Origin of the sequence: Liquorilactobacillus sp., from assembly GCF_047719775.1 — a bacterium.
Lineage (GTDB): Bacteria > Bacillota > Bacilli > Lactobacillales > Lactobacillaceae > Liquorilactobacillus.
Genome location: NZ_JBDNTS010000008.1, coordinates 1 through 16,724, shown reverse-complemented (window position 1 = coordinate 16,724; position 16,724 = coordinate 1). Strand labels below are relative to the sequence as shown.

General features: G+C 35.8%; 14 protein-coding genes. 11 read left to right on the top strand and 3 right to left on the bottom strand.

Annotated elements, in window-relative coordinates:
• Window positions 1-7: 7 nt before the first annotated feature.
• Entirely contained in the window at window positions 8-979 is a 972-nt protein-coding gene (locus ABF682_RS05845; RefSeq protein ID WP_415619248.1) for an aldo/keto reductase, read from the top strand.
• A gap of 214 nt (window positions 980-1,193) precedes the next feature.
• Window positions 1,194-2,291, top strand: a complete 1,098-nt coding sequence (locus ABF682_RS05840) for a zinc-binding dehydrogenase (protein ID WP_415619247.1) — start codon at window positions 1,194-1,196, stop codon at window positions 2,289-2,291.
• Window positions 2,292-2,530: 239 nt separating this feature from the next.
• Here ABF682_RS05840 and ABF682_RS05835 read toward each other — a convergent pair whose 3' ends face one another.
• Complete coding sequence (locus ABF682_RS05835; RefSeq protein WP_415619246.1) at window positions 2,531-3,367, bottom strand: dihydrodipicolinate synthase family protein; 837 nt, start codon at window positions 3,365-3,367, stop codon at window positions 2,531-2,533.
• Between the two features lie 272 nt (window positions 3,368-3,639).
• On the bottom strand, window positions 3,640-4,827 hold the full coding sequence (locus ABF682_RS05830) for an NADH-dependent flavin oxidoreductase (protein WP_415619245.1): 1,188 nt from the start codon (window positions 4,825-4,827) through the stop codon (window positions 3,640-3,642).
• 146 nt (window positions 4,828-4,973) lie between these two features.
• Between ABF682_RS05830 and ABF682_RS05825 the strand changes: the two genes are divergently transcribed.
• Window positions 4,974-5,348 (top strand): winged helix-turn-helix transcriptional regulator, encoded by a 375-nt coding sequence (locus tag ABF682_RS05825; RefSeq protein ID WP_415619244.1) that lies wholly within the window; start codon window positions 4,974-4,976, stop codon window positions 5,346-5,348.
• A gap of 335 nt (window positions 5,349-5,683) precedes the next feature.
• Entirely contained in the window at window positions 5,684-5,818 is a 135-nt protein-coding gene (locus ABF682_RS05820) for a hypothetical protein (protein WP_289979077.1), read from the top strand.
• A gap of 880 nt (window positions 5,819-6,698) precedes the next feature.
• Here the strand turns inward: ABF682_RS05820 and ABF682_RS05815 are convergent.
• Window positions 6,699-7,454: a MurR/RpiR family transcriptional regulator gene (locus tag ABF682_RS05815; protein ID WP_415619243.1), complete on the bottom strand. Its 756-nt coding sequence runs from the start codon at window positions 7,452-7,454 to the stop codon at window positions 6,699-6,701.
• Between the two features lie 169 nt (window positions 7,455-7,623).
• Between ABF682_RS05815 and ABF682_RS05810 the strand changes: the two genes are divergently transcribed.
• The 7 genes from ABF682_RS05810 to ABF682_RS05780 all read left to right on the top strand — a co-directional run bounded on the left by ABF682_RS05810 (window position 7,624) and on the right by ABF682_RS05780 (window position 16,618).
• Window positions 7,624-9,474 (top strand): glucose PTS transporter subunit IIA, encoded by a 1,851-nt coding sequence (locus ABF682_RS05810; RefSeq protein ID WP_415619242.1) that lies wholly within the window; start codon window positions 7,624-7,626, stop codon window positions 9,472-9,474.
• Window positions 9,475-9,505: 31 nt separating this feature from the next.
• The gene (locus ABF682_RS05805; protein WP_415619241.1) at window positions 9,506-10,984 is read left to right on the top strand and encodes a family 1 glycosylhydrolase; all 1,479 of its coding nucleotides are present in this window, start codon (window positions 9,506-9,508) and stop codon (window positions 10,982-10,984) included.
• Window positions 10,985-11,220: 236 nt separating this feature from the next.
• Entirely contained in the window at window positions 11,221-11,526 is a 306-nt protein-coding gene (locus ABF682_RS05800) for a PTS sugar transporter subunit IIB (RefSeq protein ID WP_289979073.1), read from the top strand.
• Between the two features lie 29 nt (window positions 11,527-11,555).
• On the top strand, window positions 11,556-12,788 hold the full coding sequence (locus ABF682_RS05795) for a PTS sugar transporter subunit IIC (RefSeq protein ID WP_289979072.1): 1,233 nt from the start codon (window positions 11,556-11,558) through the stop codon (window positions 12,786-12,788).
• 49 nt (window positions 12,789-12,837) lie between these two features.
• On the top strand, window positions 12,838-13,167 hold the full coding sequence (locus ABF682_RS05790; RefSeq protein WP_289979071.1) for a PTS lactose/cellobiose transporter subunit IIA: 330 nt from the start codon (window positions 12,838-12,840) through the stop codon (window positions 13,165-13,167).
• A gap of 20 nt (window positions 13,168-13,187) precedes the next feature.
• Window positions 13,188-14,645: a glycoside hydrolase family 1 protein gene (locus ABF682_RS05785; RefSeq protein ID WP_415619240.1), complete on the top strand. Its 1,458-nt coding sequence runs from the start codon at window positions 13,188-13,190 to the stop codon at window positions 14,643-14,645.
• 107 nt (window positions 14,646-14,752) lie between these two features.
• Window positions 14,753-16,618, top strand: coding sequence for a BglG family transcription antiterminator (locus ABF682_RS05780; RefSeq protein WP_415619239.1), 1,866 nt, complete (start codon window positions 14,753-14,755; stop codon window positions 16,616-16,618).
• Window positions 16,619-16,724 lie beyond the last annotated feature (106 nt).

Below are 16,724 nucleotides of genomic sequence, written 5' to 3'. Positions count from 1 at the left end.
AGATAATATGAAATTAGGAAAAACAGGACTTAACGTATCAAAGATTGGTCTAGGTACTTGGGCGATTGGTGGCGGACCAGCATTTAAGGATACTGATGACAAAGCGGTTTCAATTGCAACTATCCAAGCTGCCTTAAAGAACGGAATTAATTTCATTGATACTGCTCCTGGTTATAATTTTGGGAACAGTGAAAAAATTGTCGGTGAAGCTATTAAAGGCAACCGCGAGGAATATACTATTATCACTAAATGTGGAATTACTTGGGAACGTAAAGGTGCTCTATTCAATAAGGTTGGAGATCGTCAACTTTATAAGAATTTATCACCAGAATCAATTGCACTTGAATTAAAGGATAGTTTAAAACGATTGCAAACTGACTACATTGATATCTATATGACCCATTGGCCATCAGTTGAACCATATAAAACTTCAGTCAAAGAGACAATGACATATTTGATGGGTCTGAAGAAAAAAGGAATTATCAAGGGTATTGGTGCAGCTAATGTCAATGCAGATGATGTTCGTGAATATCTTAGGTATGGCGAACTAGATATTGTACAAGCTAAATATAGTATTTTAGATCGTGAAGTTGAAGGTGATTTATTGCCATTATGTAAGAAAAATGACATTGTTCTCCAGGCGTACTCTCCCTTAGCTATGGGTATCTTATCTGGTACCATTGGCCGAGATTATGTTCCAGCTAAAGGATCTGCACAGAATGGTAAAAAGTGGTTTGAACCGAAAAAACTAGCTGCGATTAACGATATGTTAGACGCGTGGGCTTCACTGACAGATAAATACAATTGTAGTTTGGCAAACTTAGCGATTGCATGGGTTTTAGCTCAAGGTAACAATGTAAACGTACTCAGTGGTTCTACCACTCCGGAACAACTGGATGAAAATAGTAAAGCAATGCACATCAATTTAGATCCTGCTGATGCGGCTGATATGTTGGAAATGGCCAAAAAAATTGATTAATTGTATTGCTATTACATTTGTACCAATTAACATTTTGAAGCAAGTATTATTTTCAACTTAGCAAGTACATCAATTTCTCCCGAATATGGTGTGAAATGTTACACACTTTCCTAGGGTAGTTAATGAAGAGAATTAGCCTGTTAGCTGACATAGGTGAGAATAACAGCTTGTTTGTCAAAAAATTGAGAAAAAATATTGAAAGAGGGCAATAACAATGAAAGCATTAGCACGTTATGGTAAAGAATTTGGTGGCTATCGAATGATCGATGTTCCCGTTCCTAAAATTGGATCTGAAGACATTTTGCTTCGTATTTGTGCTGCTACAATCTGTGGCGCCGATATGAAGCATTATAAAGTAGACAATGGGTCAGACGAATTTAATTCAATTCGTGGACATGAATTTGCTGGTGAAATTGTTAAGGTTGGCAAGGATGTTACTGACTGGCGTGTTGGTCAGAGAATTGTTTCAGACAACAGTGGACATGTCTGCGGTTATTGTCGCGCAGATGATCAAGGTGATTTTCTAAACTGTATTCACAAGGTGAATCTTGGTTTGGATAACAACCGGTGGGGCGGTGGTTTTTCCAAGTATGTTTTAATTCCCGGTGAAATTCTTCGGATTCATAAGCATGCTATTTGGGAAATTCCAGACAATGTAAAATATGAAGAAGCGTCTTCATTGGATCCCATATGTAATGCTTATAAAGCTGTTGCTCAACAATCGAGTTTACTACCTGGGGAGGATGTTGTTGTCTTTGGTGCAGGTCCACTTGGCCTTTATTCTGTTCAGATTGCTAAGTTGATGGGTGCAAGTCATATTGTATTAGTTGGTATGCAAGAAGACACCGTTTCTCGCTTTGATATTGCTAGGAAATTAGGTGCCACTGAGACTATTAATGGCTCGACAGAGGATGTTGTTGCACGATGCAAAGAGATTTGTGGTGAAGATAATCTTGGCTTGGTAATTGAATGTTCTGGTGCCAATCCAGCATTAAAACAGGCTATTGAAATGGTCCGTCCAAATGCCGAAATAGTTCGGGTTGGAATGGGCTTTAAGCCATTGAATTTCTCTATTAACCGGATAACTGAATGGAACATCAGTATTCTTGGACATATGGCCTATGACTCAATTACTTGGCGCAATGCAATTGAATTGTTGAAGACTGGTAAAATCCAAGTTGAACCAATGATCACGCATCGTTTTGGTTTATCTCATTGGGAAGAAGGCTTCCAAGCAATGGCTGATAAAAAAGCCATCAAGGTCGTTTTAACATATGATTATCCTGATGCCACTGATACCAGCGATTTTTAGCTACAGATAGCGTGAAATAATATAATAAAATATGAGTATTAGCTCAAAACTACAAGTGAATATAGTTCTGTTCTTTGCTATGAGACTTCGAAGTTAGACGGATAGTCTTGACTAAACGTAGGAAGAGGGTAGGTCAAAATTTAATTTGATCCACTCTCTTTTTGTACACAATAAAGTTTTAAACAGTATTAAGTTATTTTATTTAACACTCATAATTAGTGCAATTAAAAGTAATCAAACTAATTTCCTAAAGGTTTACGACAGATACCCATAGAAATATTTTCTTTTTTAGAAATTTCTTGTTTAATAAAAGGGAGAAGACTGTTTTTACTGCCTGATAACATTGTGGTTGTCACAGTAACAGGTAAAGTGGCTTTTTTTCCGTCAGATAGATCGTTAAACCAGTTCTTGATTTCCTCTGGATATAGATTTCCCCATATTGATGATATCCGATTAAAGCCAAGAGAAATATTTTCTTCTAAGTTATTTTCACCGCCAGCATAAATATAAAATTCTTTTTTATTTTGAGGTAATCGCTGCAGTATTTTTTTAATTTTTTTAGGATCACCAGCCTCTTTGATGCCAATCACTCGTGGATCATGCGATATCTCAATTATACTGTCAATACTCAAATCGAATCCTGTTCGTCTGGGGTTGTTATAAATAATCGCTGGTTTATCGACCAGATTAACAATACTCTTGAAATATTGTATGGCTTCTTTTTGAGTTGGTAGTACATAAGGTGAGAAACCCACTAGAATAGCTTTAACAATGTCAGTGTTGTGAACTAAGCCAGCTAATAATTCTGCCTTTTTTTGGCGAATATTTGAAATACCAAAAATTATTTCAAAATCATTTTTAAATTCATCAATATGATTAAGATTTAAAAGTAATTCTTCTTTTTCATAATTTGATAAACTGTGTTGCTCTCCCGTTGAGCCTGATACAAGAACGGAATGAATTCCTCTTTTTTGCAGATTAATAATATGCTGAATAGTTGCTTCGACGTTCAACGATTCATCAGTATTGAATGCTGTTGGTACTGCGATATGGAATGACTCGTTTAAAGTTGACATCTGACATATCTCTTTCTATAGTGAACAAAGTATAACATTTAAAAATTAACAAAAAAGTAAATTTAGGTAAGGATATCTATTAATAATCTTATTCCATGATAAAAAAACAATATTTTTAGAATTTACAGTGCTTTTTGAGTTCAACATGAAGTTGTTAGTATTTTGAAAACTTATTGGACGATTAAGATTTAAAAAGGTAAGAAAATAGTACTTATAAAAAATACCTGACACAAACTATTTTTTAGCTGTGTCAGGTACTCTTTTAAGATGATTTAAAGTTTCTTTTCAAAGCCCTCCATTGGTGCTAAAGAATTTTGATAATCCGTGCTAAGTTCTGGATCATCTGTAAAATGCATGACGGAATAAAAGGATTCTCTTAAATAGGTCTGCATTACTGGTGGAATAGCTAATTCATCCATATCCGATGGACTAATTTGAGTTCGGATACTACTTAAATCATTATTAGCAACTTTTTGAACCCACTGTGGTTCCCTAATAAATTCACGACCGATAGCAACTAAATCGGCACCATCAGCCATTGCTGCAGTGACATCTTCTGGTGTCTCAACAGACCCAATTCCAATGAGCGGAATAATTCCATGTGTGTGTTGGGCAAATTGAGAAATTAATGTTTTTTTATTGCTTGGGTCATTTAGTGATGTGCGTTTATAACTACCAATGGAAAGATGAAGATAATCAACCTTATCCTTGATCTTATCAACAAGGTATAGAGAGTCTTCTAAACTAATTCCGGGTGTTTCAATTTCTTCTGGTGAAATTCGATACCCTACTAAGAAGGGTCTATTTGCATACTTCTTAACAACTTCATTTGCAGTTTCAATGACAGCTAATGGAAACTTTAGCCGGTTTTCTCTGGAACCGCCCCATTCATTTATTCGCTGATTTGAATTCTCAGAATAAAATTGTTGCAGTAAATATGTGTTGGCTCCATGAAGCTCAATACCGTCAAAACCAGCTTTGATAGCTCGCTTAGTAGCTTCACCAAAATCAGAAATAATTTGAAGAATTTCGCTGTTCTTTAGTGCCCGTGGAGTTTCAGAATTTGCTGGATAGCTAGCAGAAATTGCACTGGCACTGACCGGCTTTTCACCGCGAAGAATGGAGCTGTTTGATTTTCGACCAGCATGAAAAATTTGTAAGATGGCTTTAGTATCGTTTTTACGAATGGCTTTAGCTAGCTTAGTTAGGCCAGGCAGCATTTCATCATGGGCGACGGATAATTCCCCTTCAAATCCCTTACCACTATCACTGACATTAGCAACACCAGTCAGCATCATTCCAGGTCCGCCAGCCCGTGCTGCATAGTAATTGAGTTCATCGGTCGTAATCATGCCATTATAAAAGCTGGTCATCGTTGTCATAGGCGACATCACGATATGATTTTTGATTTCTAGGCCATTGTTGAATTTAAATGGTAATAAGAATGCTTTTTTTGCCATCAATTAATTCCTCCTAATATTACTAGATTTTATAAACTATATATAGTATAGTAATCGCGGATATTAAAACAAGTACGCACTAAAAAGTTATATAGGTACTAAAAAGTGCCTAATGTGATATATCTGAAATAATAAGGAGATTAATAATGAAAAAAAGTTATCGTATTGGTGTTGAAGTGACCTTAGATGTAATTGGCGGTAAGTGGAAACCAATCATTCTATGCCATTTAGGCAACGGTCCGCTTAGAACTGGCGAGCTTCGCCGGCGAATCCCCAATATTACTCAAAAAATGTTAACTCAGCAACTACGTGAATTAGAAGAGGATCAGATTATTACCCGCAAAGTCTATAAGCAGGTGCCTCCTAAGGTTGAGTATTATTTATCTGATGAGGGGAAAACACTACGTCAATTATTGGTTACGATGTCTATTTGGGGTGAGAGACGGGTTAAACGGCTCCAAGCAGAGAATCAACCAATCGAATTATTAAGTAGGGATCATAATGGTTATTTGAATTTTTAGCTATGGGAGTATGCCATAAGTGAAGTGCCTTACAAAATTTGGGTACTAACTCGAAGTTACAAACATAGCGAGGACTTTGCTATGAATAATTCGAAGTTAGGCGGAGAGTTTTGACTTAGAAACACGTTTATACGAAATAAATAGAGAAACTGAATCAAAATTTAACTTTTGACTCAGCCCCTTAGAATTTCAGAGTACAAAAGAAAATTAAAATTTTACGGCAACTCAATTGCTTATTTAAGTTTTATGTATTAAAATAATAAATTAGGGAAGCCTAAAAATGATTTAGATTACCTTTGCGAACTTTCTTGCAACAGCTTAAGGAGGTGATTGAAATGACAACAGCAGAAAAAAAGTTAATTTGTATAAGAATCGACGATATTAAGAGTGTTCTAGAAGAAAGACATGTATCTCCAACAGATTTTTCCAATATCTTAAATGCCTTGAAAAATGATATTAATTCAATTTAGCTTTTATTAAAGCGAGCAAATTAGTACTCGGTTGGAGTCCAGTCAATACGTTGTACCCCATGCAAGCGGTAATTTGTTCACTTTTTACTAATACATTGAAAAACTTACAACATAAGCAGGGAATTAAAATAGATATGATTTATATAATAAGGTAAATAGTGTAAGTAAAAAAGAATCTTAAAATTAAGAAGCAATAAATAGTAAACAATCCAAGATTAGTTCTGGTATTAATTGGTGAAAATCAGTTAATATCAGAACTTTTTGTTTTACACTGAAAGTGAAGCTAAGTTCGACTATAGCCCCTGGAACTTCGAGCCCGTATTTTAAAATGACTTCCTTTACTTTCTATGCACAAATATGATTCGGCAAAAGGCTGCCACGCCTAATCACATTGTTTATTACTATTACTGCTTAAAAAAGCGACCTCTCCCTAAACGAAATAAAGTCGCGATTATTGCCTGTATGAACAGGACTTTAAAGTGTCTTTTCGCCATGGCTCTATGGCCAACACCAAGTATGTTTACGCATACGCGGACTCGAAGTCCATTAAAAGTGAAAATTAGCTTACTCCCAATTGCATAATAGCTCTTTTCGCAATTTTTTTAAAGTAATATTTTGCGGTTGTTTTCTTGTACTTAAATTTTGATTCAGCACCTCTATTTATTCCATATAAACGGGTTTCATAATTCAAAATTCTCCGTCTAACTCATAGCAAAATACTCACGATGTTCGCAATTTCTAGTTGGTACTCAAATATTCCTGTGCATTTTATACACGGTCTTCGTTTTTTTTGAAGTTGAGCTGGTGAAAATGGGAAGTAACTAACCTAAAAATAAGCAAGTTTGGCATACATTTAACAAATTATTTTTAATAAGGGATCTTACTGTTTATCATGAATCATATTCAATAAAACCTCAACAAGCATCATAGGTATAGTTTGTATATCGACGACCGAGCGATTTGAAAAACTGTAACCAGGTAAAACAATAGTTTGAGTAAAGAAAGTTTTCAATTCTGCCTTAGGATTCATAGTGATAAGAAATGAATTTTTAGGCATATTGGAAGTTACTGATGATAAGAAATTAGTGAAGTTTTGCTTGCTTCCACTTATGGAGAAAAGGACGATTGTATCTTCATCTTTTAAAGTATTTGTTAAATGCGAAGCACTGATATAGTCATTTGCATACAAGGATATTATGCCCAGATCTTCCAGCCCAAGAAAAAGTCCCTTGGCAGGTAAGGCTGAAAAGTGTACTCCGACTATATAATTAGTGGTTGGACTCATCAGGGCAACTACTAAATTTTTTAATAGTTCTTGATCTAACTGTTCAAGCTGATTAATGGAATCAATATAATAATTAAAAAATTGTGAATTATTATAGTTCTTATCTGTACTTAGATGGCGCATTGTTCGTAAAGAGGAGATGAGTTCAAAACGAAAGTCCTTGTAACCCTTAAATCCCATGCTTTGACAAAAACGAAGTACAGCGGAAGTTGATGTTCCTGATCGATCTGCAAGCTTTGTAATTGTGAAGGTTTCAATATGATCCAAATTTTTAAGGATATAGTTGCTGACTGCTAATTCGGTTTTGGAAAAATCTGGTTGATGTTTTTTTATAGTTTCAATAATTTCCATAGAGTATTTTCCTTGTATAGAGTTTAACAATAGTCTAGAGCGTCTTGGCAAAATTGTCAAAAAATATAAAATCATATTGACAGCGCTTTCCTAGTATGATAGAATTCATTTGTTAACAAAATTGCCATTATATATTGACAAAACTATCAAAAGAATAGGATGGGTGATTATGGACTACAAAAAATTATCTTCTGACATTGTAAAAAATGTCGGAGGTGCGGAAAATATCCAAGTGGTTAACCATTGTATGACTAGGCTTAGATTTAAGTTAAAAGATGTTTCAAAAGCAGATAAGGAGGCACTTGAAAATCTTCCAGGTGTCTTAGGAGTCATATATGCAGGTGAGCAGTATATGGTGATACTTGGGCAACATTTACTTCCGACTTATGAAGCTCTGATTAAAGATTTGGGTATAAGTGGTGGGGAAACTATCAATGAAAATCTGGATGACTTATCTGGGAGTAAAGAAAAATTGACTTGGAAAACGGCAGGCAATAAATTTATTGGTTATATTTCTGCTTCAGTGACACCACTAATTCCGGGGTTGGTAGCTGGTGGAATGTTAAAAGTGGTGTTACTTTTAATTGTTACCTTTGTTGATACTGCATATACGAAGAGTAGTTCGTACATGTTACTCTCAGCTATTGCAGATGCCCCTTTTTATTTCATGCCGATTATTGTAGCATATGGTGCCGCTACAAAATTAGGTGGAACACCAGTCTATTCAATGATTGCCGCGGCAGCATTACTTCATGGAAACTATACTGCGTTAGTCACAGCTGGCAAGTCAATTGATTTATTTGGAATAAATGTTCCGTTGTTATCGTATGGAACGAGTTTGTTACCTGCATTGTTGCTTGCCTTTGTGGCCTATCACTTAGAACGTTTCTTTAACAAAATCGTTCCTGGTATTTTTAGATCGGTTTTTGTTGGAATGGGGACAATTTTAGTATCTGGGATATTAGGATATATTGCATTAGGACCGCTGGGTAATATTTTAGGTGAGGGCATTGCGAATTTCTTCATGTTTCTGAATGGAAGTATGGGCCCGCTTGCTGTAGGTACATTGGCTGCCTGCCTTCCATGGATGGTTATGGCTGGGATGCATACTGCTCTGGCACCTTTTATGGCGCAACTCTTAACCAATCCTGGATATGATACGATATTGAGACCTGCATTTATTTTGCATAATATGGCAGAAGGAGGATCCAGCTTAGGGGTTGCTGCGCGTATCAAGAATAAACAACTTAGAAGTGAGTATATTTCTATTGCAATTGGCTGTATTGTGGCAGGGGTTGCCGAGCCTGCAATTTACGGCGTCAATTTGAAATACAAAAGGCCAATGTATGGTGTTATGGCGGGAGGCTTTGTTGGGGGAGCAATAGCTAGCTTATTAGGGGCAAAAGTATATATTATGGGATACTCAAATATTTTAGCTCTTCCAATTTTCAAAGAAACTATTTTAGCAATTGTTATAGCTATTGTGGCAGCGATTATAACATCTTGTGCTGTAACTTTTATTTTGGGAATTGAGCAAAAAGAGAAACCAAGCGTAACGAAACCTGTTCAAAAGGTATATCAAGATGACGCAATTGTTGCAATTAGTGATGGAACTCTAATGGATTTGAAAAAAGTAAATGATGAAACTTTTGCTAACAAAATGTTGGGTGATGGTATTGCGCTAAAACTTGAAAATGATTTCATTTGTTCTCCAGCTAATGGAACTTTAACAACACTATTCCCAACAGGTCACGCTTTTGGGGTCCTAACAGAAGAAGGAGTTGAGCTTTTGGTCCACATTGGGATTGACACGGTGAATTTGAAGGGGGAGGGATTTGATGTTTTAGTCAAACAAGGAGATAGAGTTCGAGCGGGAGAACCAATCGTAAGAGTAGATCGTTCCAAGATTGAAAAAATGGGATATGATTTAACGACTATGCTTATTGTTACAAACGACAATGGTAAGACTATTCAATTAGCAAATCTTGGGCAGGTTAAAAACGGAACCATATTAAATTAATAAAAGGTATTGAATTGAAAGAGGAGAGAAAATGAAAAAATTAAATACTAAATTCCCTGAAGACTTTCTTTGGGGAGGAGCAACTGCTGATTTCCAATATGAAGGTGGATTTAACGAAGGTGGACGTGGTATTTTGTCACACGATTATGAGACAGCAGGCTCAAATGAGACCCCCCGGCATCATACTTTAAGAAATAAGGATGGAAAACTAATAACACCGAATAGTTCTTTCATATTGGCTGAAGATGTTTCAAATGATGTTGAACCTGTCTTCTTAGAGAATGAATACTATCCAAGCCATCAAGCGGTAGACTTTTATCATCGTTACAAAGAAGATATTAAGCTCATGGCTGGTGTGGGTTTTAACATATTTCGCTTCTCTGTTTGCTGGAGCCGAATTTTCCCAACAGGTGAAGAAACAGAGCCGAATGAAGAAGGACTACAATTCTATGATGATGTAATTAGTGAAATGGCAAAATATAACATGGAACCACTTATTACAATTTGCCATGATGAGCTTCCAATGAACTTGGTTTTAAAATATAACGGATGGACTTCCAGAAAGGTTATAGATGCTTACGTTAAATATGCTGAAGTCCTATTCAAAAGATATGGCAAGCGTTGTAGATATTGGTTAACTTTTAACGAAATAAATGCAGTTCGAGGATTCGGCCCAACTGGAGTAAGAAAGGCAAGTGGAAAAGACCGTTATCAAGCTGCACATAATATGTTTGTGGCCTCAGCAAAAGCGGTTAAGCTAGCTCATCGGATTTCTTCAGACAGTCAAGTGGGAGCGATGTACGCAATGAGTGAACAATATCCAGCAACATGCAAACCAGAAGATATCTTTCATCATATGCAGGCTAGACGCGAGAACTGGTATTTTGTAGATATTATGGGGAGAGGATATTATCCAAGTTATGCCCAGAACTTGTGGCAACGACATGGATTTGATCGGCTAGATATTACACTGGAGGATACACAAATACTAAAAGAGGGACAGCTTGACTACATTGCTTTTAGCTATTACCGATCTAATATTACAAAAGCTGGTGATGCATGGCGCAATGTTGGGGGTGATACTAACCCTTATTTGGAAGTTACTCCATGGGGATGGCCGATTGATCCATTAGGTTTAAGATATTGTATGAACGAGATATACGATCGAATTCAAAAACCAGTATTTATTGTTGAAAATGGAATGGGTGCGGTTGATGAACCAGATGAAAATGGTTATGTAGCTGATGATTATCGAATTGATTTTCTAAAAAAGCATCTTACAGCTATGGCAGACGCAATCAACATTGATAAAGTTCCCTGTTTAGGATATACAATGTGGGGACCAATTGATTTAGTCTCATTATCAACTGGAGAAATGAAAAAAAGATATGGATTTGTCTATGTTGATATGGATGACCGTGGTAAGGGTTCTTTAGATCGAACTCCTAAGAAATCTTATACATGGATGAAGAATGTTATCGCTACAAATGGAGAAGTGTTAATAGACTAGCAAACGAACTAATATTGAGAGTTAGATGACAGATTTAACATGGTAAGTAAAGGATTCTTTAAGATTAAGCAAAGCTCAAGCAGATAAGGTTCAGTTCTCCTATGAGGCTGATTCTTATTTGTTTGAGCTTTTGCGTTATTATTTTGCACCATGCCGTGCAAAAATAAAATTTATCCTTTGATGAAAGCGCATTATTATATAGATGTAGAAAAAATTAAATCAAGGGAGAGGTTATTATGAGCTTAAAAGTCTTATTGATTTGTGGATCAGGAGCATCATCAGGATTTATGGCAGCAAACATGCGTAAGGCAGCAAAAAAAGAGAATTTGGATTATATTATCAAGGCTCGCAGTGAGGCGGAACTTTCCGACTATTCTAGTGATATTGATGTGTTGTTAGTTGGACCGCATTTGAAAGCAGAGTTTGATGCGTTGAAAGAACAAGTTCCCTCCAACGTGACAACAATTCTTATGAGAGCGGATTATTATTCAATATTAGACGGAGCTGCTGCAATCAACCACATTAAATCTGAAATTGAATAAAACCTATTGCTAAGAAGGAGGTCAATGGTATGAATAAGTTTATGAGTGTACTGAACAATGATTTTGCACCAAAAGCCCAGAAGATTGCCAGTAATGGATGGATAGTTACCATTAAAAATTCCATTTTGCAGGTTCTACCATTTATTTTTGTTGGCTCACTGATTACGTTACTTGATATCCCACAGAATTTTTGGAAGTGGTGGCCTGATTTATCACCAATCAGCAGTTTTACATTTGGATTAGCATCGATTTTTATTTCATTTTTGTTTCCATTTAATTTTATGGAATACCGAAAGTTAAATAAACAAAGAATTATTGCTGGTTTATCATCAGTTGCCTTGTTCTTGATGTTGGCTAATCCAACATGGAATGAATCTGGTTCTGTGATTTCTTACAAGTTTTCAGAATTAGGCGCCGGTGGGATGTTTGTTGCATTAGTCGTTGGAATTTTTGTTGCCTTGATTATGGAGCTTTTCGGTAAATTTAGTTTCTTTAGTGAGGATACCGCACTACCAGACTTTGTTACTTCTTGGTTTGATTCTATGCTACCAATTATTATAGTAATTGGAACTGGGTGGATCTTATCATATATTTTGAATTTTGATTTATATCAAGTTGTTATTGCTATTTTTTCACCGTTATCGCATTCACTAGACACTTGGTGGGGATTTTCACTCTTTTTGTTTTTTGAATGTTTTATTTACTCAATGGGGATTTCAGGCTGGGTTTTAGCTGCAATCAGTCAGCCAATCATGTTGGCTGGAATTGCAGCTAATGTTCAAGAATATGCACATGGGGAAGCTTTGACGCATATTTTTACTAGTGAACTGATTTATAGCTTTCCATGGATTGGCGGAGTAGGTTGTACATTGCCATTAGTATTGATGATGATGTTTTGGACAAAGTCAAATCGCTTGAAGGTTCTTGGAAGAGCATGTATCTTGCCATCACTTTTTAACATCAATGAGCCTGTCGTATTTGGAACAATTGTCTGGAACCCATATTTGATGTTGCCGCTATGGATTAATGGCTTTATTTTGCCATTAATTACAGCAGTATGGTTTAAAGCTGGTTGGTCAGTAATACCGCACGCATTAATGCAGATGTGGTACATCCCATATCCATTTTTGACCTGGATTGTCAGTCCTTCAATCAGTGCGATTGTTTTGATGCTGATTCTTTTCTTTATCGGCGGAATGATCTATTATCCATTTTTAAAAGTTTATGATGGTCAGCTGATTAAAGAAGAGCAAGAAAAATAGCAATGTCAGTTAGTTATTGAGTTGCAGTACAAGGAGAGGAAGATAACGTATGAATAATGAAGAAACATCTAATAAAGCAGTTAAATCTACAATGGAGATTATCATCAATGCGGGTGATGCTCGAGATTTTATTTCTAAAGCATTAGATCAGGTTGCGGATAGTAATTATGTAGCAGCAAAGGACCTGATGGAACAAGCTAATCAAAAACTGGTCATTGCACATCGAATTCAAACTAGAGAGCTACAAAAAGAAGCAGAGGGTAGTACGGTTGAATACTCAGTTTTATTTACCCATGCACAAGATACGATCATGACAATCATGAGTGAATATAATTTGACCAAAAAATTGATCAATATTTTTGAAAAGAAAGAGCAATAAAAAAAGAGGAGCTATATATTATGAGAAAAAATGAATATCCGTTTTTTCCTCCTGATTTTTTATGGGGAGGGGCCCAGGCCGCTAGCCAGGCAGATGGAGCATATCAAGCAAATGGAAAGGGATTAAATTCCTCAGATGTTCAGCCATTTCTTAAGGGATTGACAAATATAGAGATTCAACAGCTTGAAAAAGAGGGAATGACACTTGATGCAGTCAAAAATGCGGTGACAGATACAAGACACTATTATCCTAAACGATACGGAATTGATTTTTATCATACCTACGAGAGGGATATTGATTTGTTAGCCGAAATGGGATTCAAATCTTTTCGCACGTCCCTAGACTGGGCACGTATTTTTCCAAATGGTGATGATGAACAACCAAACGAGAAAGCTTTAAAGCATTATGAAAAAATGATTGATTATTTGCTTGCTAAAAAAATCGAACCGATTATTACGATGAACCACTATGAGACGCCATTGAACATTACTCTTAAATATGGAGGCTGGCCGAATAAAAAAGTTATCGCAATGTTTGTCAAATTTGGAAAAACATTGTTGGATTGGTTTGGTGGCAAGGTTAAATATTGGATTGTAGTCAATCAAATCAATATGGTGCAGATTGAACCATGGCTATCAGTCGGAGTGACATCAGACCAATATGATAACATGGAGCAGGCATTGTATCAGGCAACCCACAATCAAATGGTAGCTGCAGCAAAAATCAAAGAATATGCTCGAACACTACAGAATTCGAATCTTAATATTGGAACCATGGTCGCGGATGGAACAGTTTATCCCGCATCAAGTAAACCAGATGACGTGATTTTAGCAATGCAGCAAAATAGAATGCAATATTTGTTCACAGATGTTCAGTTTAAAGGTGCATACCCGCAATTTGCGTGCAATTACTTTGCAGATCATCAGATTAAATTAGCAATTACCGCAGATGAAATGAAAGTAATTTGTGATAATCATATGGATTTTCTAGGGATTTCCTATTATTATTCTAAGATGGTTGATTCTACTAAAAATAAGTATGAGGTCAATGACACCTCAAGTAATCCAAATTTAGATGCGAATCCATGGGGATGGGCAATTGATCCGCAGGGATTGTATAACACACTATCCCAGTATGCGGACCGGTACAATGTGCCAATCATTATCGCCGAAAACGGAATCGGAATGTATGATAAGTTAGAAGCGAATCAAGTTGTCCATGATGATTATCGTGTGAATTATTTGGGGGAACATATTGAACAGGTTGGTCGTGCACTACATGATGGAGCAGATATCATTGCATATTGCGCTTGGGGTCCAATTGACCTAGTTTCATGTTCGTCACAGCAGATGTCAAAACGCTATGGTTTTGTCTATGTTAACTTAGATGATAATGGGCAAAGAAACGGGAATCGTTATAAAAAAGATAGCTTTTATTGGTATCAAAAAGTTATTTTGTCCAATGGAAAACAGATTTGATGAAAAAACATGTCAATTTTCCTAGGGCGGTATAAGGTTGGCAAAGTTAGATGGAGAATGTTGGCTTATGGAACACGTTTATTCGTAACAAACAGGGGGGAGTCAAAATGAGCGAGAAAAAGAAACTCATGTTAGATTATTTGGTCGATAATTCTGGTTGGCATAGTGTCGCTGAACTTGCCATATACTTGGATATCTCTCCTCGAACCGTCAAAAACTATTATAAATCTTTGTCCAATAACAGTTACCTTAGAACATCTAAATTAGGATATAGGTATCAAAAATATACTAATAATGACGATTTACAAAATAAAACTACCTTTCCTAATAATGAAAATGAGCGAATATTTTTATTGTTGAATAAGCTGTTAAACAACACGCAGAGGTTAAATATCTATGACTTAGCTGCAGAATTTTTTGTTAGTGAATCAACGTTAAAGAACGTAGTGCATGCTGCAATCAATTATACGCAGAAATTTCATATTACAATTAAAACAAATGGTGATTTTTTTAGTATAAAAGGTAAGGAAAGCGATAAAAGACATATGCTGTCTGACATGCTGTACAAGGAAAGCGAAGGAAACTTTATTAATCAAATGACACTTAATGAGAATTTTCCGACGATTAATATTGATCAATTATTTGTAATCACAAAAAATTGTGCGACAAGTAGCAATGTTTATTTGAATACTTTTGACTTGAGCAATATTATTTTGCATATTGCTATTGCGATTCAGCGAGTCGCGGATGGTTATGATCTTCAAGAAAATGATGTTTCTAGGTTAAAGGTGCAGAATAGCCAGTTTGCTGATAATTTGTTAAAAAGTATTGAAAACTCCCACATACACAGGGTATTTCAAATAGATGATTTGAAGCAATTGGGTCTGATCATTGATGGTTCAGTTTCTCGCTGGAGTTCTGATATTCTTAATAATTTACCAGAAGAATCTTTGCTTTTGATCGAATCAATTTTAGCGTATATTAAGAAAATATATCGAATTGATTTAAAAAATTCAGGTTATATCAACCAATTCACCATTCACGTTAGTCGCTTGATTCAGCGTTTGCAGAATGAGCAGATTATTCATAACCCGATCGCATCTTCAATCAAGGTACAAAGCCCAACTATTTACGAATGTGCGGTTTTGATTTCTCATAAAATATCTGACTACGTTGGGGTGGATGTTCCGGAAAATGAAATTGCATATATTGCAATGCATATTGGTAATGCAATTGCTGAGCAGATTGAAGACAAACGACAAAGTAAGGTGATAATTGTTGCACCAGATTATCAGGGGGATTTGTTAGCAATTGCTAATCGCATTGAGCATAATTTTAGTGGGGAAGTGGAAATTATAGATGTTGTTACGAGTGAAGAGGATATTGGTGATGTTGACATTATTATTGCTATCAATAAAAAAATCCAAACCAAAGTTCCAATTGTCTATATTTCACCTTTTTTGACTGCCAAAGATATTATTGCAATTAGAGATAAAATCCAAGAAACTACGGAACTGAAGGAAAGACTGAGCTTTAATGATCAACTATTTAATTTTTTTGATGCAAAATTCTTTTTAATAGACTCAACTATGCATTCCAAGGAAGAAGTAATTAACTATATTACGACTAAATTTTATCAGGGAGGGGTTACTAAAGCAGATTACCGCGCTAATCTGCTCCAAAGAGAAAGCATGTCTTCAACCGCATTTGGTAAGATTGCAATTCCACATTCACTGAGAATGGAGTCTAATGAGACGAAGGGATTTGTGTATATTAACCAAAAGGGAATCAGCTGGGATCAAGACAAAGTTTATCTGGTAATTGCATTAGCCGTACGGGAGAACGATTCTAAAATATTCAGGAACATATTTGATAAGTTTTCAGATATTATGACAGAAGAAAAAAAGGTTACCACTATTGTTTTGAGCAAGGGCTATAGTGACTTTTTAGATAACTTGAAATTAATGGAATGATTAAAAATATAAATTATCCGTATATTTTTCTTATTATTGGTAGATGAAATGGAGCTGGGTCAAAAGTTAAATTTTGATTCAGTTTCTCTATTTATTCCGTATAAAC